At 66.4% G+C, this 21,786-nt stretch carries 18 protein-coding genes and 1 riboswitch; of the genes, 13 read left to right on the top strand and 5 right to left on the bottom strand.

Going from position 1 to position 21,786, the window contains the following annotated elements; translation table 11 throughout:
* Positions 1–60 precede the first annotated feature (60 nt).
* The gene (locus F8O09_RS02295) at positions 61–1,767 is read right to left on the bottom strand and encodes an L-lactate permease (RefSeq protein WP_158031196.1); all 1,707 of its coding nucleotides are present in this window, start codon (positions 1,765–1,767) and stop codon (positions 61–63) included.
* A gap of 122 nt (positions 1,768–1,889) precedes the next feature.
* Positions 1,890–2,564, bottom strand: coding sequence for a FadR/GntR family transcriptional regulator (locus F8O09_RS02290; protein WP_225732814.1), 675 nt, complete (start codon positions 2,562–2,564; stop codon positions 1,890–1,892).
* A 184-nt stretch (positions 2,565–2,748) separates the two neighbouring features.
* Here F8O09_RS02290 and F8O09_RS02285 point away from each other — a divergent pair, with 184 nt between their 5' ends.
* From F8O09_RS02285 to F8O09_RS02260, 6 genes are all read left to right on the top strand, one after another.
* On the top strand, positions 2,749–3,531 hold the full coding sequence (locus tag F8O09_RS02285) for a (Fe-S)-binding protein (RefSeq protein WP_158031198.1): 783 nt from the start codon (positions 2,749–2,751) through the stop codon (positions 3,529–3,531).
* Positions 3,528–5,192, top strand: a complete 1,665-nt coding sequence (locus F8O09_RS02280) for a LutB/LldF family L-lactate oxidation iron-sulfur protein (protein ID WP_158053793.1) — start codon at positions 3,528–3,530, stop codon at positions 5,190–5,192. Before F8O09_RS02285 ends, F8O09_RS02280 begins: the two co-directional genes overlap by 4 nt.
* Positions 5,189–5,821, top strand: coding sequence for a LutC/YkgG family protein (locus tag F8O09_RS02275; RefSeq protein WP_158037708.1), 633 nt, complete (start codon positions 5,189–5,191; stop codon positions 5,819–5,821). Before F8O09_RS02280 ends, F8O09_RS02275 begins: the two co-directional genes overlap by 4 nt.
* 66 nt (positions 5,822–5,887) lie before the next feature.
* Positions 5,888–5,984, top strand: a riboswitch (TPP riboswitch).
* Positions 5,977–6,771 carry an ABC transporter ATP-binding protein gene (locus F8O09_RS02270; RefSeq protein ID WP_158031201.1) on the top strand — a complete coding sequence of 265 codons (795 nt, stop codon included), beginning with the start codon at positions 5,977–5,979 and terminating at the stop codon, positions 6,769–6,771. (Overlaps the previous riboswitch by 8 nt.)
* Positions 6,768–7,544, top strand: coding sequence for an ABC transporter permease (locus F8O09_RS02265; RefSeq protein WP_158031202.1), 777 nt, complete (start codon positions 6,768–6,770; stop codon positions 7,542–7,544). Before F8O09_RS02270 ends, F8O09_RS02265 begins: the two co-directional genes overlap by 4 nt.
* Positions 7,545–7,731: 187 nt before the next feature.
* Positions 7,732–8,790 carry an ABC transporter substrate-binding protein gene (locus tag F8O09_RS02260; protein WP_158053792.1) on the top strand — a complete coding sequence of 353 codons (1,059 nt, stop codon included), beginning with the start codon at positions 7,732–7,734 and terminating at the stop codon, positions 8,788–8,790.
* A gap of 109 nt (positions 8,791–8,899) precedes the next feature.
* Here the strand turns inward: F8O09_RS02260 and gdhA are convergent, their stop codons facing one another.
* Complete coding sequence (gene gdhA, locus F8O09_RS02255) at positions 8,900–10,261, bottom strand: NADP-specific glutamate dehydrogenase (protein ID WP_158031204.1); 1,362 nt, start codon at positions 10,259–10,261, stop codon at positions 8,900–8,902.
* A 163-nt stretch (positions 10,262–10,424) separates the two neighbouring features.
* On the bottom strand, positions 10,425–12,281 hold the full coding sequence (gene ilvD, locus F8O09_RS02250) for a dihydroxy-acid dehydratase (RefSeq protein WP_158053791.1): 1,857 nt from the start codon (positions 12,279–12,281) through the stop codon (positions 10,425–10,427).
* A 130-nt stretch (positions 12,282–12,411) separates the two neighbouring features.
* On the opposite strand from ilvD, the gene F8O09_RS02245 reads away from it, so the two are divergent.
* The 5 genes from F8O09_RS02245 (at position 12,412) to F8O09_RS02225 (ending at position 18,602) form a co-directional block, all read left to right on the top strand.
* Positions 12,412–13,185 carry a LiaF transmembrane domain-containing protein gene (locus tag F8O09_RS02245; protein WP_158053790.1) on the top strand — a complete coding sequence of 258 codons (774 nt, stop codon included), beginning with the start codon at positions 12,412–12,414 and terminating at the stop codon, positions 13,183–13,185.
* Positions 13,185–14,306 (top strand): alpha/beta hydrolase, encoded by a 1,122-nt coding sequence (locus F8O09_RS02240; RefSeq protein WP_158053789.1) that lies wholly within the window; start codon positions 13,185–13,187, stop codon positions 14,304–14,306. Before F8O09_RS02245 ends, F8O09_RS02240 begins: the two co-directional genes overlap by 1 nt.
* A gap of 83 nt (positions 14,307–14,389) precedes the next feature.
* Positions 14,390–15,139, top strand: coding sequence for a TIGR00645 family protein (locus tag F8O09_RS02235; protein WP_158053788.1), 750 nt, complete (start codon positions 14,390–14,392; stop codon positions 15,137–15,139).
* A complete protein-coding gene (locus F8O09_RS02230) occupies positions 15,139–16,863 on the top strand; it encodes an ATP-binding cassette domain-containing protein (protein WP_158053787.1) in 1,725 nt (574 codons plus the stop codon). The genes F8O09_RS02235 and F8O09_RS02230 overlap by 1 nt, the downstream gene beginning before the upstream one ends.
* Positions 16,860–18,602: an amino acid ABC transporter ATP-binding/permease protein gene (locus tag F8O09_RS02225; RefSeq protein WP_158053786.1), complete on the top strand. Its 1,743-nt coding sequence runs from the start codon at positions 16,860–16,862 to the stop codon at positions 18,600–18,602. The genes F8O09_RS02230 and F8O09_RS02225 overlap by 4 nt, the downstream gene beginning before the upstream one ends.
* An 18-nt stretch (positions 18,603–18,620) precedes the next feature.
* On the opposite strand, the gene F8O09_RS02220 is transcribed toward F8O09_RS02225, so the two are convergent.
* Positions 18,621–19,292 carry a metal-dependent transcriptional regulator gene (locus F8O09_RS02220; protein WP_158031211.1) on the bottom strand — a complete coding sequence of 224 codons (672 nt, stop codon included), beginning with the start codon at positions 19,290–19,292 and terminating at the stop codon, positions 18,621–18,623.
* A 79-nt stretch (positions 19,293–19,371) separates the two neighbouring features.
* Here F8O09_RS02220 and F8O09_RS02215 point away from each other — a divergent pair, with 79 nt between their 5' ends.
* Positions 19,372–21,057 (top strand): AMP-binding protein, encoded by a 1,686-nt coding sequence (locus F8O09_RS02215; RefSeq protein ID WP_225732813.1) that lies wholly within the window; start codon positions 19,372–19,374, stop codon positions 21,055–21,057.
* Positions 21,054–21,785 carry a polyprenol monophosphomannose synthase gene (locus tag F8O09_RS02210; protein ID WP_158037719.1) on the top strand — a complete coding sequence of 244 codons (732 nt, stop codon included), beginning with the start codon at positions 21,054–21,056 and terminating at the stop codon, positions 21,783–21,785. Before F8O09_RS02215 ends, F8O09_RS02210 begins: the two co-directional genes overlap by 4 nt.
* Position 21,786 lies beyond the last annotated feature (1 nt).

Raw genomic sequence — 21,786 nt, 5'->3', positions numbered from 1 at the left:
CGAGAGTGCGAGGCAGACCGGGCCGAGTGCTGATCAGCAGTCGAGCTGATCAAGGGTGGATCAGGCGGGGATCATCCAGCCGAGCACCGGTGTCGACTGCAGGAACACGATGATGCAGACGACCAGCAGCAGGCCGAGCGACCAGGGGAGCGCCTTGCGCAGAATGGTCGACTCCTGACCCTTGAGATCGACAGACGTTGCTGCGATCGTCAGGTTCTGCGGGCTGATCATCTTGCCCACGACGCCGCCTGACGTGTTGGCAGCCGTGAGCAGGTGCTCATTGATGCCGATCTGGTGAGCAGCCGTCTGCTGCAGCTTCGCGAAGAGAGCGTTCGCCGAGGTGTCTGACCCGGTGACCGCCGTGCCGAGCCAGCCGAGGATCGGCGACAGGAAGGCGAAGAACACGCCGGTTGCGGCGAGCCACTGACCGATCCAGATGGTCTGCCCGGAGAGATTCATGACGTACGCGATCGACAGCACGGTGGCAACCGTGGCCAGCGAGATGCGCGACTTCACGATGGTGTGCCAGAACTCTGCGAGAGCCTGCCCGACGGTCATGCTGAACTTGCCGCCTGCGGTGAAGATGCTGAACACGATGGCGACGATGATTCCGGCGATCAGCAGCGTCGTACCGGGCGAAGACAGCCATGTCAGTGTGTACGTGGCCGACGAAGAGATCTTGCCATCGGCGGTCATCAGGCTCTGGCTGAGGCCGGGCCAGGGAATCTTCAGGTCCGTGCCTGCCAGCAGCTTCGGAATGTTGGCGCCCATCGTCCAGAGCTTGGTGAAGCCGAAGAGTGCGATGACGATGATGTACGGCAGCAGAGCCATCCAGACACGCACGCCGGTGAGCGGCTCTTCTTTGACCTTCGACATCTGGTCTTCTGGGGTCGTGGGCTTCCAGAACTTGAGCAGGATGGTGGCGATCAGGAAGCCGCCCAGTGCAGCGACGACGTCCGTGAGCTCGTAGACGAAGTGGTGCGCGCACCACCACTGCAGCACAGAGAAGGTGAGGCCGGTCACCAGCGCGGGGAACCAGAGCTGTCGCACACCGCGGAAGCCGTCGAGGATGAGCAGCAGCAGAATCGGCACAACCCATGCGATCAATGGGGTCTGTACGCCGACGACCTGTGCGATCGCCTCGGCCTGGGCCCGCTTGTCGCCGTCACCGGCGGTCAGGTTGCCGGCGGTGGTGATCGGCACGGCCATGGCGCCGAAGGCGACCGGGGCGGTGTTCGCGACCAGCACCGCGAGCGCGGCGCGCAGCGGCGGCAGACCGAGCGCCACCAGCATCACACCGGTGATCGCGACGGGCGCGCCGAATCCGGCGAGCGCCTCGAGCAGGCCGCCGAAGCAGAAAGCGATCAGCACAGCCTGGATGCGCATGTCGCCTCGACCGACGCTCGAGAAGATGCGTCGCAGGTCGTCGCTGCGCCCGCTGAGCACGGTGACCTCGTAGAACCAGATCGCCGTGATGACGATCCACATGATCGGGAACAGGCCGAAGACCGCTCCCTGGGTCGCTGCGGCGAAGGTGAGCCCGACCGACATCTTCATACCGAAGATGGCGACGAGCATCGCCGTCAGCAGCGCCCCGAGACCGGAGCGCAGAGCGCTGATCTTGAACCCTCCCAACAGCACGAAGAACACCACGAGTGGGATGAGTGAGACGAGAGCAGTGAGCGGAAGGCTGCCGCCGATGAGGCTTGACTCCAGATTGGGAGTGAAGCCATCGCTAAGCAGGACCGCGGTGTCTGAGGGCGACATGGTCGTGATTCTCTCCTTCGAGAAGTCGGACGTTAGAGACGCAGATGCGTCGTTCGGGCAGATTATCTGGCGTGGTCAGACCACGTCAAGTCGTGAAATACGGTTAGTGTCTCAGGAACGGGTCAGGCCGCTGCCGTGTGGGCCTCGGTCAGCTGGTAGTAGCCCGTGATGTGGTCGGTCACCAGGCGCGTCGCCGCCTCGTGGTCGCCGCGACGAAACGCCTCGAGGATGCCGGTGTGCTCGGCGTGCAGCGTGCGTGCGGTGGTCGGCCAGTCTGGCAGCTGTCTTGCGCGGTCGAGTGTGTGGTCGGCGATTGCCGTGCGCATGCCGTCCATGAGCGTGGAGATGAGCGGATTGGCCGCAGCGTCTGCGAGCGCGGCGTGAAAGCTGGCGTCCAGCGCCAGATACTGCTCGACGGGAAGGTCGGGGTCGGCCATGCGATCGAGCAGACGCTGGGCGACCTCCCAGTCGGTGTAATCGGGGTCGGCGTGGCCTGCGACCCAAGACTCGAGCAGCAGACGGGTGTGTACGACGTCTTCGAATCGCACACTGCGTGAGCTGAGCTGCATTCCGAGCGCGAGTGCGAGAGCCTGCTGCGGCTCGGCGATCACGATGGTGCCGGAGTTCGGGCCTGAGCCCGTCGCAGAGGTGAGCGTGCCGAGTGCCTCGAGAATGCGCAGCCCTTCTCGAACCGTGCTGCGTGAGACCCCGAGCTGCTCGGCGAGCTGGCGTTCTCCGGGCAGACGATCGCCGACCGCGAGCGTACCCGCAGCAAGCTGGTCTCTGACCCAGGACATCACCGTCTCATGTGCTCTCATAGCGAGATGAGGATACCCTACATTGCCGCGTTTCCGCGAAAGTGGTGGCATGGACTCCAGCGGCGCCCGCTCGTCGAAAGTGTGGTCAGACCACAGTGTCGACGCCTGTTCCCGGGCACAGCCGCCAGCTGATTCTGTCAGTCGCAGCGAACGGAGGCACTCCATGCGAGTGGGAATTTTCGGAACGTGTCTGGTCGACACGCTCTATCCAGATGTGATCAGGGCGACGGCTCGTCTGATCACAAGACTCGGCCACGAGGCGGTGTTCCCGGAGGGACAGACCTGCTGCGGCCAGATGCACATCAACACGGGCTACCAGAAAGACTCTCTGCCGCTGGTGCAGAACTACGTCGACGTCTTCGGCGACTCGTCGATCGACGCCGTGGTGCTGCCGAGCGGCTCGTGCACAGGGTCGGTGCGACACCAGCATCCGATGATCGCCGGAAAGTTCGGCGACGAGGCGCTGAGCCGAGAGGTCTCGTCGGTCAATGACAAGACGTACGACCTCGCCGAGTTCATCGTCGACGTGCTCGGTCTCACCGACGTCGGAGCCTACTTTCCGCACACTGTGACCTACCATCCCACCTGCCACTCGCTGCGCATGATCCAGGTGGGCTCGCGCCCGTACCGACTGCTGCAGAACGTCGAGGGCCTTGAGCTGCGCGAGCTGCCCTTCGCAAAGGAGTGCTGCGGCTTCGGCGGCACCTTCGCCGTCAAGAACGCCGCGACCTCGACCGCGATGGTCGAAGACAAGGTCAAGCACATCGAAGAGACCGGCGCAGAGTACTGCGCCGCCGGGGACGCCTCGTGCCTGACGAACATCGGCGGAGCCATGTCGCGCCTGCAGCTGGGGACGAAGACGATCCACCTCGCGCAGATCCTGGCCTCGACGCATGCCGACGCCGATCGCTCGATCACGTTGCTCGGCGAGGAGGTGGCCGCATGACCACGTTCCTCGGCATGCCGGCGGTTCCGCCGGTCGCCCCGGCAGGGGTCGGCAACCTGCGCGGCACAGAGAAGTTCCAGCAGGCAGCGGTGCACGAGCTCGCCAATGAGCAGCTGCGCCGCAACCTGAACTTCGCCACGCACAAGATCCGCGACAAGCGTCAGCACGTCGTCGACGAGATGCCCGACTGGCAGCGTCTGCGTGAGGCCGGTTCGCGCATCAAGCGCGAGGTGCTCGCCAACCTGCCCGATCTGCTCGAGCAGCTGGAAGAGAAGGTGACCGAACACGGCGGCCAGGTGCACTGGGCTCGTGACGCCGCAGAGGCGAACGAGATCGTGCGCGGCATCGTCGCCGATCACGGCGCGAAGGAGGTGCTCAAGATCAAGTCGATGGCCACGCAGGAGATCGGCCTGAACGAGTATCTCGAAGAGCACGGCATCCATGCTCAAGAGACCGACCTGGCCGAACTCATCGTCCAGCTCGGGCACGACAAGCCCTCGCACATTCTGGTGCCGGCCATCCATCGCAACCGCAGCGAGGTGCGCGACATCTTTCTCAAAGAGATGCCGGGCGTCGACCCCGAGCTCGACGACAACCCCGCCCATCTGGCTGAGGCGAGCCGTCGCTTTCTGCGAGAGAAGTTCCTGACCTCGAAGATCGCGATCTCGGGTGCGAACTTCGGCATCGCCGAGACCGGAACGCTCTCGATCTTCGAGTCGGAGGGCAACGGGCGTATGAACCTGACCCTGCCCGACACACTGGTCACCGTCATGGGCATCGAGAAGCTGCTGCCTCGTTTCAACGACCTCGAGGTCTTCACCCAGCTGCTGCCGCGCTCGTCCACCGGCGAGCGCATGAATCCCTACACCTCACTGTGGACCGGCGTCACCCCCGGTGACGGCCCGCAGGAGTTCCACCTCGTGCTGCTCGACAACGGCCGCACCCACGCTCTCGCCGACGGCATGGGACGCGAGGCGCTCAAGTGCATTCGCTGCTCGGCATGCCTGAACGTCTGCCCTGTCTACGAACACGCCGGCGGACACGCCTATGGATCGACCTACCCGGGCCCGATCGGAGCCATTCTCTCGCCGCTGCTGACGGGCATGGAGGACTCACACGACCCCAACAGCTCGCTGCCCTACGCGTCGAGCCTGTGCGGGGCCTGCTACGAGGTCTGCCCGGTCAAGATCGACATCCCGTCGATCCTCGTCGAACTGCGCGACCAGAAGGTCAACACCGTCGGCTCCGGGCTCGAGAAGCCGATGCTGAAGACCGTGGCGTCGGCCATGAGCTCCGGCAAACGCTGGCATGCGGCGCAGAAGGCGGCCAGCATCGGCGGCCGCATCGTGGCTGGCCCTGACAAGAAGATCACGAAGCTGCCCGGGCTCTTGGGCGGCTGGACGGACGCCCGCGACTTTCCGGCGCCGGCGAAGCACTCGGCTCGCGAGTGGTTCAAGACCGCGGATGCCAAACGTGAGCTGGCGGCCGAGCAGGCGCGTTCCAGCGCCGTGCAGGCCGATCTGACGCAGCGCCCGGGCAACCAGGACGCCCAGCGAGACGCCGATTGGGAGCGCAGGCCCATGCCCGCAGGCTTTGGGAGCCCCGCGGCGCCGTCTGAGCAGTCCGAAGAACGAAGCAGCACGCAGGGGAGCACAAAGTGAGCACCGCACGCGAAGACATCCTGGATCGCATTAAAGACGCGCTGCGGATCGCGCCGCCGGTGGTCGAGCCCGTGGTGCGCGACTACGACGCCGAGATCGAGCTGCCCGACGCCGAACGCATCGATCTGCTGATCGATCGGCTCGAAGACTACAAGGCCGAGGTGCGGCGCGCCACGCCGAGCACCATCGGGGCAGAGGTCGCCTCGGCCCTCGCCTCTGTGCAGGCGAGCCGCGTCGGCATCCCGCCGGCACTGGATCGCAGCTGGCTGGGAGACTACGCGGGCGAGGTGCAGGTCGACGACGCGTCGATTCCTGCCGCATCACTCGACAGCCTCGATGCCATCGTCACCGGAGCGGCCGTGGCCTGCTCGATCAGCGGCACGATCTTTCTCGACGGCAGCGGCACCCAGGGCCGCCGCGCCCTGACGCTGGTGCCCGATGTGCACGTGTGTGTGGTGCAGGATGCAGAGATCGTCGTCGACATGCCGGCGGCGATTCGGCGGCTGGTGCCGGAACGGCCGATCACGATGATCGCCGGGCCCTCTGCGACCTCGGACATCGAGCTGCAGCGCGTCGAAGGCGTGCACGGCCCGCGCACCCTGATCGTGGTGATCGTCTCGGCCGAGTGACTCGCCCAGACTGAGCAAACCCAGACCCCGGTTGGCCGTGTGCCGACCGGGGTCTGCTACGCTTTCGACGAAGACACGGGGTGCTCCGAGATCTGGAGCTGAGATGAGACCCGCTGAACCTGATCTCGTTCACACGAGCGGAGGGATGTCACACGATGGAATCGACGCGCGTCGAATCCGACACCGCAGTCGTCGTCAGCGACGTGGCCTATACGCCTGAGGGCGCAGCGGCGCCGGTGCTCGAAGAACTGCGCCTGAGCATCCAGACCGGCGAGCACGTCGCCGTGATCGGTCGTTCCGGCTGCGGCAAGACCACCGCCCTGTCGGTGATCGCCGGGCTGCTCACACCAGACGCAGGCACGGTCCGGGTGCTCGATCACTCCGATCCGGCCGAACGAGTGCGCAGCTGCGCACTCATGCCTCAGGGCGACTCCCTGCTGCCGTGGCTCTCCCTGGTCGACAACGTCGCGATGCCGCTGCGCAATCGCGGCGTCTCCAGGTCAGCCGCACGCGAGCAGGTGCGTCCACTGGTCGAGCAGTGGGGGCTCGGCTCGGTCGCGCACCGCCGCCCGCATGAGCTGAGCGGCGGCATGCGACAGCGTGCTGCTCTGCTGCGCGCCCTCGCCGCCGACAAACCCGTCCTGCTCGCCGACGAGCCACTGGGAGCCCTCGATGCGATCACCCGTGCCGACGGTCAGACCTGGCTGCGCGAGCGGCTGCGCGATCGACAGACCACGCTCGTGCTGGTCACCCATGACGTTGATGAAGCCCTGCTGCTGGCTGATCGGGTGCTCGTGCTGGCCGGACGGCCTGCGCGCGTGACCGCTGAGAGTCGCGGCTGGTTCGGCGATCCTCGCTCGCGCACCGAGCTGCTCGCAGACGTCGATCTGGCCGCTGCGCGCACCGGTCTGCTGACCGCGCTGTCCGCAGAGGGGGCGATGCGGCGATGAACACGCGCAACGCACAGAGCCGCCTGCACCGGGTGCTGCCGCCGGCCACTGCGGTCGTGATCGTGCTGGCCGTGTGGTGGGGCGCCACCACGTGGCTCGGAGTGCCGAAATACCTCGTTCCGGCCCCGCAGGACGTCATCGTGGCGCTCGGCCGCTACTGGGGCACGCTGTGGTCGGCCACTCTCGTGACCGGCAGTGAGACTGTGCTCGGCCTGCTGGTCGGCGTTCTCGCCGCCGGCGTCATCTCGGTCACGGTCTTCGCGGTGAAGCCGCTGCGCAGCGCTCTCGAACCCCTGCTGATCGGCACGCAGACAGTGCCGGTCATGGTCTTCGCCCCGATTCTCACGATCGCGCTCGGCTACGGCATCGCGTCGAAGGTGGTGATCGTCGCGCTGCTCTGCTTCTTTCCGGTGACTGTCAGCCTGCTGTCGGGCCTGCAGAGCGTCGACCCGCGACTGATCGACACGATGCGCACGCTGTGGGCAAGCCCGAGCGCGCTTTTCTGGCGCGTGCGGATGCCATTCGCACTGCCGCAGGGCTTCGCCGGGCTGCGCATCTCGGTGACCTTCGCTCCCGTGGCCGCAGTCTTCGGCGAGTACGCCGGATCGAGCAATGGTCTGGGCTATCACCTGATCCAGGCGATTCCCAGACTGCGCACCGACTTCGTCTTCGCCGAGGTCGTGCTGCTCACCGCCATGACGGCCGCCCTGTACCTGCTGACGCTGCTCGCCGAACGCCTGGTGTGCGGCTGGCAGCGTGACAGCCTGCGCTGAGCCCCGACCTCGGGCGACGTCGGCGACCACGCCGATCGAACGGCGCACCGCCCCCCCCCGGCTGTCACACCCAGAATCCCGGTCCCGATGCCACCTCACGGCACCGATAACTTCCCGGCACAGACAACTTCCCAGAACCGATACCACTTCCACGAACCGATACCACAGAGAAGACGAAGGAGAGACAATGATCACCTCACAGACCGCGTCCCAGAGGCGGGCGCATGCACGCATCCGCCGATCGATGGGCATGGGGCTCGTCGCCGGAGCCGCCGCGTTCAGCCTGGCGCTGAGCGGATGCTCGAGCCAGCAGCAGGATTCGGCCGCCTCAGACGGCCTCGACCCGGTGAGCGTGCTGCTCGACTGGACGCCGAACCCCGACCACGTGTCGCTCTACACGGCGCAGCACACCGGCGCGTACGAGCAGGCCGGGGTCAAGGTGGACTTCACCACGCCGAGCGGCACCGCAGACGCCGCGAAGATGGTCAGCCTCGGTCAGACCGATCTGGCGATCTCGTACGAGCCCGACACCCTGATCGCCGAGGGGGAGGGGCTCGACGTCATCTCGGTGGGAGCGCTCGTTCCGACCAGCCTCAACTCGGTGATGACCTGGGAGGGATCGGGAATCAACGGGCCGCAGGATCTCGCCGGCAAGAAGGTCGGCACGTCAGGGCTCGCCTCGCAGGAGACGACGATGAACTACATCGCCAAGAAGCACGGCGTCGACCCGTCGACGATCACCTACGTGAACCTGTCACAGGGGCTCAACCAGCCGCTCATCGATCATCAGGTCGATGCGACCATCGGCGCATACCCGAACATCGAGGGCGTCGAGCTCGCCGAGCACGGCAGCTTTCCGTCGTGGTCGAACACCGAGCTCGGGCTGCCCGACTACGACGAGCTCGTCGTGATCGCCCAACGTTCGCGTCTGCAGAGCGACTCGGCCTACGCCGAGCGCGTGCGCAAGTTCCTGGCCGGCACGGCGAAGGGCCAGGAGGCGGCAGAGGCGAGCACCGACACTGCGGTCGAGGCTCTGACCGGACCGACCGACGGCGCCTACGAACCCGATGTGCTGCGCCGGATGGTCGAGCGCACGGTGCCGCTGCTGAAGAACGACGGAGGCTTCGGTCATCAGCCGGAAGACGACTGGGCCGCGTACGCCGCCTGGATGCACGAGAACGGTCTGCTCGAGAACGAGTACGACGGCCGTCAGGGACTGACCAACGAGTACCTGCCCGGCAGGTGATCGAGGCTCCGCAGTGAGAACGGGCTGCGGAGACACCGAACGGTGAAGTTCTGGCGTCTCCGCAGCCCTTCGTCTGCGCGGCGGCCTCAGCCGCGGGCTGCGTCGATGATCAGATGACGCCCTGTGCGATCATGGCATCGGCCACGAGCTGGAAGCCGTGGATGTTCGCGCCGCGCACGTAGTCGCCCGGGTGACCGTACTCTTCGGCGGTGCGACGCACCGAGCGGTGCAGCCGGGTCATGATCTGCTCGAGACGCTCCTCGGTGTATTCGAACGTCCACGAGTCGCGCGAGGCGTTCTGCTGCATCTCGAGTGCCGAGGTGGCGACGCCGCCGGCGTTGGCCGCCTTGCCCGGGCCGAAGAGCACACCGGTCTTCTGGAACGTGCGCACCGCGTCTGGAGTGCAGGGCATGTTCGCGCCCTCGGCGACAGCCCGGACGCCGTTGCGCACCAGGGTCTCGGCATTCTCGGCGTTCAGCTCGTTCTGGGTGGCGCAGGGCAGAGCCACGTCGATGCCGTCGACATCGGCGATGTCCCACACCGAACCGCTGTCTCGGTACTCGGCGCGGCCGCCGCGGCGTTCGACGTAGTCGCGCACGCGACCGCGCTCGACCTCTTTGATCTCGCGCAGCAGCTCGAAGTCGATGCCGTCGGGGTCGTGGACTGCTCCCTGGGAATCGGAGGCGCCGATGACCGTGCCGCCGAGCTGCTGCACCTTCTGAATGGCGTAGAGCGCGACGTTGCCTGATCCCGAGACGATGACTTTTGCGCCGTCGAAGCCCTGCTGGCGAGTCTCGAGCATCTCACGGGCGAAGATGACGGCACCGTAACCGGTCGCCTCGGTGCGGGCACGCGAACCGCCCCAGCCGATGCCCTTGCCGGTGATGACACCCGACTCGAACTTGTTGCGCAGACGTTTGTACTGCCCGAAGAGGTAGCCGATCTCACGGGCGCCGACACCGATGTCGCCGGCTGGCACGTCGACGTACTCGCCGATGTGGCGCTGCAGCTCGGTCATGAACGACTGGCAGAAGCGCATGACCTCACGGTCGCTCTTGCCCTTCGGATCGAAGTCGGAACCGCCTTTGCCGCCGCCGATGGGCAGACCGGTGAGCGCGTTCTTGAAGATCTGCTCGAAGCCGAGGAACTTCACCGTGCCGAGCAGCACGCTGGGATGAAAGCGCAGACCGCCCTTGTACGGGCCGAGGGCGCTGTTGAACTGCACACGGAATCCGCGATTGATGTGCACGTGATTGCGATCGTCCGTCCAGGGAACACGGAAGATGATCTGACGCTCGGGCTCGCACACGCGTTCGAGGATCGCCGACTCGGCGTATTCCGGGTGACGTTCGAGCACCGGCTCCAGCGACTCGAACACCTCGTGTACCGCCTGGTGGAACTCTCGTTCGCCAGGATTCCGAGTGAGCACGGTCTGGTACACCGAATCGATGAACTCAGCTGCTTTGGACATTCATGAACCTCTCTGCAGGGCTGCTCGGGGGCCCGTTCGAAGCGCCCACCGGGGGCACACACGGCGGCGTGCGCACCGCGCTCAGTCTACAAAAGACGATGCGGGCCAGACCATGGCGACGCCATCATCCGACCCGCATCCTGATGCGAACCCACTCTGTCGATCAGTAGATCGCGTCGATCTTCGCCTTGTCGCGAACCGCTCCCTTGTCAGCTGACGTCGCCAATGCGCCGTAGACCTTGAGGGCGGTCGAGATCTCACGCTTGCGATCTTTCGGGTGGTATCCGTTGCCCTCTTCGAGGGCGGCGCGGCGCTCGGCGAGCACCTCGTCAGAGACGTTCAGTTCGATCCTGCGATTCGGGATGTCGATGGTGATCGTGTCTCCGCTCTCGACGAGCGAGATCAGGCCGCCGGATGCCGCCTCGGGGGAGACATGGCCGATCGAAAGCCCCGAGGTGCCGCCGGAGAAGCGGCCGTCGGTGATCAGCGCGCACTTCTTGCCCAGGCCACGACCCTTCAGGAACGACGTCGGGTACAGCATCTCCTGCATGCCCGGGCCGCCCTTGGGCCCCTCATAGCGAACGACGACGACGTCGCCGGCCTTGACCTGCTTGTTCAGGATGACGTTCACTGCGTCTTCCTGCGACTCGACGACGACGGCCGGTCCGCTGAACGTCAGGATCGATTCGTCGACGCCGGCGGTCTTCACGACGCAGCCGTCCTCGGCAAGATTGCCGTAGAGCACGGCCAGGCCGCCGTCTTTCGAATAGGCGTGGGCGACGTCGTGGATGCAGCCGTCCTCGGCGTCGAGATCGAGCGTCTCCCAGCGTTCTGACTGCGAGAACGCCTTGGCGCTGCGTTTGCAGCCCGGAGCCGCGTGGAACAGCTCGAAGGCCTCGTCGGTCGCCTTGCCGCCGCGCAGATCCCAGTCGTCCAGGTACGAGCTGAGCGTCGGGTGGTGCACTGAGTGCACGTTCTCGTTCAGCAGGCCGCCACGGTGCAGCTCGCCGAGAATGGCGGGAATGCCGCCTGCGCGGTGCACGTCTTCGACGAGGTAGCTCCCGTTCGGCGCCACTTTGCACAGGCAGGGCACATGGTGCGAGAGGTCGTTGATGTCGTGCATCGTGTAGTCGACGCCTGCCTCCTGAGCCGCTGCGAGCAGGTGCAGAATCGTGTTGGTCGAGCCGCCCATGGCGATGTCCATGGCCATGGCGTTCTGGAACGCCTCACGTGTGGCGATCGAACGGGGCAGCACACTGTCGTCTTCGTCGTCGTAGAACCGGTGGCACAGCTCGACCACGAGCGAGCCTGCGTTCTCGAAGAGCGCGCGCCTGGCCGTGTGCGTGGCGAGAGTGGTTCCGTTTCCGGGCAGCGACAGACCGAGCGCCTCGGTCAGGCAGTTCATGGAGTTGGCCGTGAACATGCCCGAGCACGATCCGCACGTCGGGCAGGCGCTGGCCTCGAGTCGCAGCAGGTTCTCGTCTGACAGGTTGGGGTCGGCCGTGCCTGACATCACCGAGATGAGCTCGACGCGCTTCTTCACGGTGCCGTCGACGAGAACTGCCGTGCCGCCCTCCATCGGGCCGCCTGAGACGAAGACGGTCGGGATGTTCAGCCGAAGCGCGGCCAGCAGCATGCCGGGAGTGATCTTGTCGCAGTTCGAGATGCAGACCAGCGCGTCGGCCTGGTGGGCGTTGACCATGTACTCGACGGAGTCGGCGATCAGGTCGCGGCTGGGCAGCGAGTAGAGCATGCCCGAGTGGCCCATGGCGATGCCGTCGTCGACCGCGATGGTGTTGAACTCGCGGGGAATGCCGCCGGCGGCGCTGATCGCCTCTGAGACGACTCGCCCGACGGGAGCGAGGTGGGTGTGTCCGGGAACGAACTCGGTGAAGCTGTTCGCGACTGCGATGATCGGCTTGCCGAAATCTGATCCGTCGACGCCGGCGGCGCGCAGAAGGGCGCGAGCGCCGGCCATGTTTCTGCCGTGGGTGACGGTGCGTGAGCGTAGATTGGCCATCTGCCCACAATACCCGCCCTCTCGGCTCACGTCATGTGAGGTCGCCCTGTATTTGTCCCGGCCGGGTTTGGAGCTTTCCTGCTGCCCGACTCGACGACCACGCAGTGGGAGGGTTGGCTAGAGTTAAAACATGAGAACAGTGGGCTCCCGCATCATCGCAGGCATCGTCATCGTGGGCGTGGGGCTGGTGCTGCTCGCCCACGTGGTGATCCCGGACTTTCAGATGGGCAGCATATTTCGTCTGATCATCGGCATCGCCGTGATCGCCTTGGGCGTCTCGACGCTGGTGTCGTCCTGGTCGAATCTCTGGTGGGCGCTGGCGCTCGTCGTCGTCGGCACCGCACTGATCCTCGACAACTTCGGTCTGCTGCCGTTCAGCCCATGGGCACTGATCGCACCGGCCGCTGTGATCGCGCTGGGCCTCAGTGTGCTGACGAGACGTCGCCCGAAGGCGGCGGCGAGCACGTCTTCGGCAGACCATTCGGCTCCGAGCTCGCCAGCCGAGGCGTCTGCCGCAGAGGGGCGCCGATTCGGCGCACGTGAGGGCGACGCCGCCCTTGACCAGAACGTGACGGCGGTGCTGGGCAGCTCCGAGGTGCGCAGCACGGCACACGGCTTTCGCAGCGCGTCGATGACTGCCGTGCTCGGCTCGTCGACGCTTGATCTGACCCGTGCCGTGCTGGCACCGGAGGTTCGCATCGAGGTGCTCGCGTTGATGGGCGGCGTCGAGATTCGCATTCCGGACGGCGCCCGGGTGCGGGTCGAGGCGACGGCTCTGCTCGGAGGCGTCGAAGACCGGTCGGTCTTCACCGCGTCGGCTGCCGATCCGTCCGTCGCGTCTATGGCTCCGGTCGTGGTCATCGGCGGGCAGATCATGCTGGGCGGCCTCGAGGTTCGCAACTGATGCGCAGCACGCACGAGCCGGGCGCGCCTGGCCCGACTTCAGCAGGCGCGTCGACGGCCGGGCTGACGCTGCTGCGCCGTTGTGCGACGGTGCTCGGCATGCTCGTCGCCGTTCTGGTCTCGCTGCTGCTCGTGGTGGTGCTGAGCTTCGTCACCACGCCGATTCCCGGCGCGCTGCTGATCCGGTCGTCGTTCAACGCGGGAGGCGTGCAGGGCAACGAGGCGCTCGGTGCCTACGCACCGGCCGACGTGCGACGTGACGCCGATCTCGCCTACACCTCGAGCGGTCGCGCCGACGAACGGCTTGACGTGTACCGCCGTGCGGACGCGACCGAACCGGCAAGCACTATCATCTGGGTGCACGGCGGCGGCTGGGTCGGAGGCGACAAGTCGCAGGGCGAGAACTACTCGCGCATTCTTGCGGCGAGCGGAGCGACCGTCGTGCAGATCAACTACACGCTCTCGCCAGAGGCACGATTCCCGACTGCGGTGCAGCAGCTCGACGCAGCCACCAGCTACCTGCTCGATCGCGCCGACGATCTCGGCATCGCGGCCGACCGTCTTTTCTATGCGGGAGACTCTGCCGGATCGCAGGTCGTGGCGACCTATCTCGCCGCTCTCGAAAGCCCCGACGAGGCCTCGCTGCTCGGCCTGCAGCCGCAGGTTCAGCCGAAACAGGTTCGTGGGGCGGTGCTCTTCTGCGGGGCCTATGACGTCGGCGCCGTGCAGGCGACCGGTCCGTTCGCCTCATTTCTGAACACAGTGATGTGGGCCTACAGCGGCGTCCGCGACTGGCAGAGTGCCGAGATGCTTCGCCAGGGCTCTCCCATAGACGCAGTGACGGCAGACTTTCCGCCGACGTTCGTCAGCGCAGGCAACGGCGACCCCTTGGAGTCACAGTCGCGGGCATTCGCCGCGCATCTGCAGCAGCTCGGAGTGCCGGTGGTCACGCAGTTCTACGACACCGATCACGAACCGCCGCTGCCGCACGAGTATCAGGTGCTGTTCTCGCAGTACCCCGAGGCGATCGCTGCGACGCGCGCGGCCGTGGCCTTCGTCGGGGCACACGGGGGAGGGGACGTCGACGTCGACCGTGTGCCGGTGCTCGCTGCTGCGCGATGACGTCGGGTGCAAGTAACATGAGTTCGTCACTCCATAGTCGCCAATGACGTCGACTGGGATCACCCACACACGTCAGGAGCTCGATGTCCCCCTCTGATCACCACCAGCGACGTCAATTCGCCGTCGGCCGTCAGGCGCAGAACTCGCAGACATCGAACATGCTCGGCTACCTGATCTTCGCCAGCAGGTGGCTGCAGGCTCCGCTCTACATCGGTCTCATCGTGGCGCAGCTGATCTACGTGATCGTGTTCTGGGTCGATCTGTTCCACCTGCTCGCCGACGTCTTCACCGACTGGGGCAAGCTCGATGAGACCACCATCATGCTGACCGTGCTGGGACTCATCGACGTGGTCATGATCGCGAATCTGCTGATCATGGTCATCATCGGCGGATATGAGACGTTCGTCTCGAAGATCAACGTCGACGGCCACCAGGACGAGCCCGACTGGCTGTCGCATGTGAACGCGAACATCCTCAAGGTCAAGCTGGCCATCTCGATCATCAGCATCTCGTCGATCCATCTGCTGAAGACCTTCATCGAAGTCGGCGATCTCGGCGCAGAGCATGCGCACAACGTGACCGGCGAGAGCTACACGACCACCGGTGTGATGTGGCAGGTGTTCATCCATCTCACCTTCATTCTCTCGGCGGTCGCCCTCGCCTGGATCGAACGCATCCAGCGCCCCGAGCACCACGGCGAGACCGCATCCGGCGCACTCGCGCTGCCGGGGCATCCGTCTGCACCCGATGCCGTGCACCCGGTTGAGCAGGTGGCCTCGGCCGCGCCGTCAGAGCCGGCAGCGACGCACACCGGCAAGCCGCGTGACCACTGATGCACGAAAGTCGGTCAGCGGCTGACGAGCGACGGCACCCCGGAGCAGTGCGCGAGGCTCTGCCCGTCGCTGCCGGCCCCAGCCGGCTGTCGCGCGCAGGGCTGGCTCTCTCGGTGGCGCGCACCGTGCTGCTGGCCGTCGGCGTGGTCGCCTTGGGCAGAACGCTTGCGACGGCCTTCGGACCTGACGGCACGGCGGCCGCGGCACACCTGTTCCTGGTGACGGCCGTCGCGTTCGCCGGCGTCGTGATCGTGCAGTTTCTCGGCGAGGCCGCTCAGGACGCAGCCGAGCGGCAGCTGCAGACCCAAGTGCGCGAGAGCCTTCTCAGACGGCTGGGCGGCCCGGCCGACGCCGACGATCGGCTGCCCGCCGAGGGAGACTTCGCCGATCTCGCCACCGCTGACGCCGCGAAGTACGCGACCTACCGGGCCGAGTTCCACGGCAGCATTCTCGCCGCGCTGCTCTCGCCCGTGATCGTGCTCGTGGTCATCGCACTGGCCGTCGACCCGGTGCTGGCCGGATGCCTCGCGGCTCTGGTCGTGCTCGTCACTGCAGCGGTGGGCGCCTTTCAGCGTGTCACCCGAAAGTCGATGGGCGGTTGGCGGCGGCGCGAGGCCTCGCTGGCCGTGACGTTTCTGCAGGGGCTCCAGGGGCTGCGCACGCTGGCGCTGTTCGGCGCCGGCGACCGGTATCTGCAGCGTCTGGCTCGCAGCGCGGAGCAGCAGCGCACCGAGGTCATGCGGCTGCTGGCGGTCAACCAGCTGCTGATTCTCGTGCTCGACGGGCTGTTCTATGCGGGCGTGCTCGCCGGTTCGGCTCTGCTGGCCGTGTGGCGGCTGCGCAGTGGTGCCATCGACGTGACAGAGGCCGCGGTCGTCGTGCTGCTGGCGGTCGTGATGAGTGCGCCTCTCGACGTGGTCGGCAAGTTCTTCTATCTGCGTGCGCAGGGTCAGGGCGCCGAAGGCCGGCTGGCGCGCGTGATCGGCGTGGGCGGCGGTGACTCACGACACGAGACGGCACGACGCGCACCCACGGCTCCGTCAGACGGCAGCCTGCTGCGCATCGAGCAGGGCACACTCGTGACGCCAGACGGGCGCGAGCTTGCGCAGGGTCTGCAGGTCGACATCCGTCGCGGCGACCGACGGGCGATCATGGGCCCCAGCGGCGTCGGCAAGTCGACACTGCTCGGCGTGATCGCTGGTCGTCGCGAGCTCGGAGGCGGCACACTGGAACGACTTCCCGGGCTGCGCACCGTCGAGGTCGTGCAGAACCCGGTGATTCTCTCTGGCACAGTGCGTGAGAACCTCGCGCTCGGTGTGGGGGCAGAGGCCAACCAGAGTGCGACGGGCGACGATTCGTCGGATGCCGTGGACGATGCCGCCTGCTGGCGCGCGCTTGAGCTGGCCGGGCTGAGCACGACGATCGGCGAACGACTCGGAGGTCTGGATGCGGCCCTTGGGGAGCGCGGAACGGGGCTCTCCGGTGGCCAGCGCCAGCGGCTCGCGGTTGCGCGCGCTCTGATGCAGCCCGTGGACGTGCTGCTGCTCGACGAGCCGACCAGCGGCCTCGACCGCCAGACCGGCGAGCGTCTGGTCGACACGCTCGCCGACCTGCCCGAACACATGGCCGTCGTCTGCGTCACACATGATCCTGCGGCGTTCGCCCGCCGTATGACCACGTCTCGCCTCACGACGGACGGTCTGCACGATGAGAGGTCACGATGACGAGCACGACGCAGGCGAGCACGGCAGACACGCTGCGACAGCTGCTGCCGATGACGAAGGGGTTTCGGGGCAGTCTGGCCGGTTCGTTCGCATTGCGTCTGGTCTCGCAGGCCACGGGAATCGCAGCGGTCGTCGCCGGGGTGCTGCTGGTGGCGGCGAGTGCCCGCGGCCAGGTCTCGGTCTGGACCGTGGGGCTGGTGCTGATCGGCCTCGCTCTGGTGAAGGGCCTGACTCGATATGGCGAGCAGTATCTCGGGCATCGCGTCGCGTTCATTCTGCTGGCGCGCCTGCGCGTGCGCTTCTTCGCCAGCCTGCTGCCGCAGGCTCCGGCAGTCACGTCGCGCAGCGGCAGCGGCGACCTGCTCTCGCGCGCAGGCCGTGATATCGATCGGCTCGAGGTGTTCTTCGCGCACACCATCGTGCCGGCGGTGAGCGCGGTGATCGTCAGCGTCGGTGTGGTGTTCGCGCAGTGGCTTCTGACCGGGTGGCCGACGGCGGTCGTCGTTGCGGTCGGTCTGCTGCTCGCCTTCGGCTGCGCCGGGCTGGGACTGCGCGGCGAGGCGCAGACCGCGTCAGAGGGTGCCCGACTCGACGGCCAGAGTGCACAGTTCGCCGCCGAGACGATGCATGCGCTGCCCGATCTGCGCGGCCTGCACGCGATCGATCGTCGGCTCGGCCGCTGGCACCAGCTGAACCGCAGGCACGCTGACATCATGCGTGCGGAGCAGCGGCTCGGTCGCACCAGACGAGCGCTGGTCACTCTGGTCTGGCTGCTCACAGTGCTGGCCTCGGTGCTCGTCTCCACTGCCGACTCGCATGGCGGAGGGCTGCTGCAGGAGCCGCTGGGCGCGGCGCTTGCGGGGGCCGCACTCGCGTTCTCCGCGTTCGCCGCGCCGGAGTCAGTGGTCGGATTCGTCAATGAGTGGCGTGCTGTGCAGGCGGCAGCGCTTCGTGTGCAGGCGACGATCACGCGCGAACCCGAGGTGACGTTTGCCGCTGAGGAGACTCCCGAGTCATCGGCTGCAGCCGACGACTCGGGCGATCGGGGAGCGGCAGCGGTGATCGGCCCGCTGGTCTACCGTCACGACGCTGTCGGCGGCGCTCACGGGCCGCAGCTGCGCGTGCCGGAGCCGATCAGCGTCGAGGCGGGCTCGCACGTGCTCGTCGAGGGCTCGAGCGGCAGCGGCAAGTCGACGCTGGTGGATCTGCTCGCACGTGTGCACGATCCGGATTCCGGCTCGGTGCAGATCGCCGGTCGCGATCTTCGGGAGCTGAGCCGTGCCGAACTCGTGCGCACCGTGGCTGTGGTCGATCAGTCGACGTTTCTCTTCGACGCGAGCATCGCCGAGAATCTGCGCATCGCACGGCCTGACGCCAGCGACGACGACCTGCGTGAGGTGTGCGCGACCGTCGGCCTCGGGGCGTTCGTCGACAGTCAGCGCCAGGGCATCCGCACGCGGCTCGGTCGCGGTCGCGGGTGCGTCGGGCTCTCGGGAGGTCAGGCGCAGCGGCTGGGTCTGGCACGCGCCCTGCTGGCTGAGACGCCGATGCTGCTCGCCGACGAGGTCACCTCTCAGCTCGATGCGCGCACGGCCGATGACATTCGCCGCGTGGTGCTCGATCCTGCTTCGGGACGCACCGTGCTCTGGGTCTCGCACCGTGACGATGCGTGGAACGGACCGGTCGTCGCGGTCGGTGAGACCGGTGTCGTGCGGCTGGTCGCAGCCGATGATCGCTGACGACCGGAGCGGCTGCCCCTACTCGGTGACGAGGATGTTGCCGGCGGCAGGCAGACCGAGATCGAGCGGCTGGCCGTTCATCACCAGACGAATCGTGCCGGCAGCGGGGATGCGCTCTCGAACAGTGATGGTGCTGTCGAGGGTCAGACCGATGTCGGTGAGATAGCGCAGCAGCTCTGGGTTCTCGTCCGAGACACGGCGTACGTGCACGGTGTGCCCTTCCGGCACCTCGCTGAGCGGGTGGGCGTCGAGAGTCGGAATGCTGCCGTCGGCTCGCGGTATCGGATCGCCGTGCGGGTCGCGGGTGGGAAAGTTCAGACGGGAGTCGAGCCGCTCGATCATGCGCGGGCTCACCGCGTGCTCCAGAACCTCGGCCTCTTCGTGCACTTCGTCCCAGTCATAGCCGAGATACGACACCAAGAAGGTCTCGAGGATGCGATGGCTGCGCACGAGGTTCACCGCCGCCGATTCTCCGGCCGGGGTGAGCGTGATGTTGCCGTAGCGTTCGTGCACGACATAGCCCTGATCGGTCAGCCGACGCACTCCCTCTGAGACGGTCGAACGTGTGAGGCCCATGCGCTCTGCCAGCTGGCCGGTGGTGATGGGATCGCCCGACCACTCGGCGAACTGCCAGATCTCTTTCAGATAGTCCTGGTTCGTCTGCGAGAGGGCTGTGCGCGGGTCTGACATGGTTTCGATTGTACGTGCCGTTCATCTCGGTTCATGGGTGATCCCTCAGGTGGTTCACCTGGTGGGGCATAATTGACCCGTGACTGAGCAGCAGAGGCAAGACGACATTCCGAGACCGTGGCTCGACCTGTATCCCGATGACGTGCCGAGCGAAGTCGGCACCCTCGAACACCGGTCGATCGTCGATCTGGTCGATCAGACATGTGCCCGTTTCGGTGATCGCAAGGCGTTCACCAACATGGGGCAGACGCTCACGTTCCGTGAGGTCAAACAGCTCTCAGACGACTTCGCCGCCTATCTTCAGGTCTCTCTGGGGCTGCAGCCCGGTGACCACATCGTGCTGCAGATGCCGAACCTGCTGCAGTACCCGGTCGCACTCTTCGGCGCCATAAAAGCGGGCCTCGTCGTGGTCAACGCGAACCCCCTCTATACCGCTCCCGAGACCAAGGCGGTCATTCTGCAGTCGCGAGCGCGTGCCATCGTCGTGCTCGAGATGTTCGCAGACAAGATCGCCGAGATTCTGCCCGACACCACCCTGCAGAACGTGATCATCACCCGGCCGGCAGACCTCTGGCGCAGTCCGGCCAGACGTGTGCTGACGAACGTCGGCATGAGGCTCAAGGGCATGGTGCCGAAGTATCGCCTGCCCGGAGCCGTCGACTTTCGTGACGCCATCGCGCATGGGGCAGACCTGCGTCTGCAGCCCGTCTCGGTCGGACTCGACGACGTAGCACTGCTGCAGTTCACCGGCGGAACGACGGGCACGCCGAAGGGCGCCATGCTCACGCACCGCAACCTGCTGGCCGACTCCCAGGCCATGCGGCACTGGATGCGCGTGATCCTGGACGAGGGCGCCGAGAACGTTCTCGCAGCGCTGCCGCTCTACCACGTGTTCTGCATGACGGTGAACTGCCTGTGCTTCTTCGCCTATGGTCTGCACAACGTGCTCGTGACCAATCCTCGCGAGATCTCTCCGCTCGCCAAGACGATCGTGAGAGAGCGAACCTCGGTGATCATCCTGGTCTCGACGCTCGCTCAGGCGCTCCTCGAGAACCCGCGGTTCCTGAAAGCCGACTTCGACTTTCTCAAACTGACGGTGGCCGGCGGCATGGCGCTGCGCGAGTCGACGGCGAACGAGTGGCAGAACGTCACCCAACGACCCATGCTCGAGGGGTATGGGCTCACCGAGGCCTCACCCGTGGTGAGCGTGAACCCGACGTGGCTGCCGCCGATCATCGGCACCGTGGGCATTCCGCTGCCGTCGACCGAGATCAAAGTGCTCGACGACCACGGTCGTGTCGCGTCGTTCGAAGAGCCCGGAGACCTCTATGTGCGCGGCCCCCAGGTGATGAAGGGGTATTGGGAGCGCGAGGACGAGACAGCCGAGGTGCTCGACGCCGACGGATGGCTGGCCACGGGCGACGTGGCCGTGCTGCACGACAACGGCTACTTCTCGATCGTCGATCGTCGGAAGGACATGATCTCGGTGTCCGGGTTCAACGTCTACCCGAACGAAGTCGAGGCGGTGCTGAGCGATCACCCACGCATCAAGACCGCCGGAGTGATCGGCGTGCCTGACGAACACTCCGGAGAGGTGGTCAAAGCTTTCGTCGTGCCGGCTGACCCAGAACTGACCGAACAGGAGGTGCGGCAGTACGCCCGCCGCTATCTCACCGGATACAAGCGCCCGCGCTACATCGAATTCCGCGACGAGCTTCCGCTGTCCAACGTCGGCAAGGTCATTCGCCGCGAGCTGCGCGATTGAGCGCGCCAACGGGGGAGACGCTGGTCGTCATTCCCACATACAACGAACGAGAGTCGCTGCCTGGAGTGCTGGAGCGGCTGTTCAAGACGCTCCCCGAGGTTTCAGTCCTCGTGGTCGACGACGGATCCCCAGACGGCACGGGCCTGCTCGCCGACCGGCTGCGGGAGCGGCATCCGTCGCTGTCAGTGCTGCACCGTGACCAGAAGCACGGCCTCGGACCTGCCTATATCGCGGGCTTCGAGTGGGGCGAGGCCCACGGGTTTCGCTATCTGGTCGAGATGGACGCCGACGGATCGCACCTGCCTGAGCAGCTGCCGCATCTGCTCGCAGCAGCGGGTGAGAATCGGCTTGTGCTCGGATCTCGATGGGTGCGCGGCGGCACGATCGTGAACTGGCCGTGGTACCGCAGCTCGCTGTCGCATGCGGCCAGCATCTACTCCCGACTGATGCTCGGCCTCGGCCAGCGTGACGTGACCTCAGGATATCGGGTCATTCCCGTCACTGCGCTGCGAGCGCTTCGGCTCGACGAAGCGGCCAGTCATGGGTACTGCTTTCAGATCGACGTGCTGCGGCGCGCCGTGGCAGCGGGGCTCGATGTGACCGAGGTGCCGATCACCTTCGTCGAACGTGAGAACGGCCGCTCGAAGATGGATCTCTCGATCATCGTCGAAGCTGTGCTGCGGGTGACCGCTTGGGGCATGCAGCGGATGCTGCCGACACGCCGCTGAG

Source organism: Pseudoclavibacter sp. CFCC 11306 (genome assembly GCF_008831235.1).
Lineage (GTDB): Bacteria > Actinomycetota > Actinomycetes > Actinomycetales > Microbacteriaceae > Pseudoclavibacter_A.
This window is presented reverse-complemented; position numbering and strand designations above follow the sequence as displayed.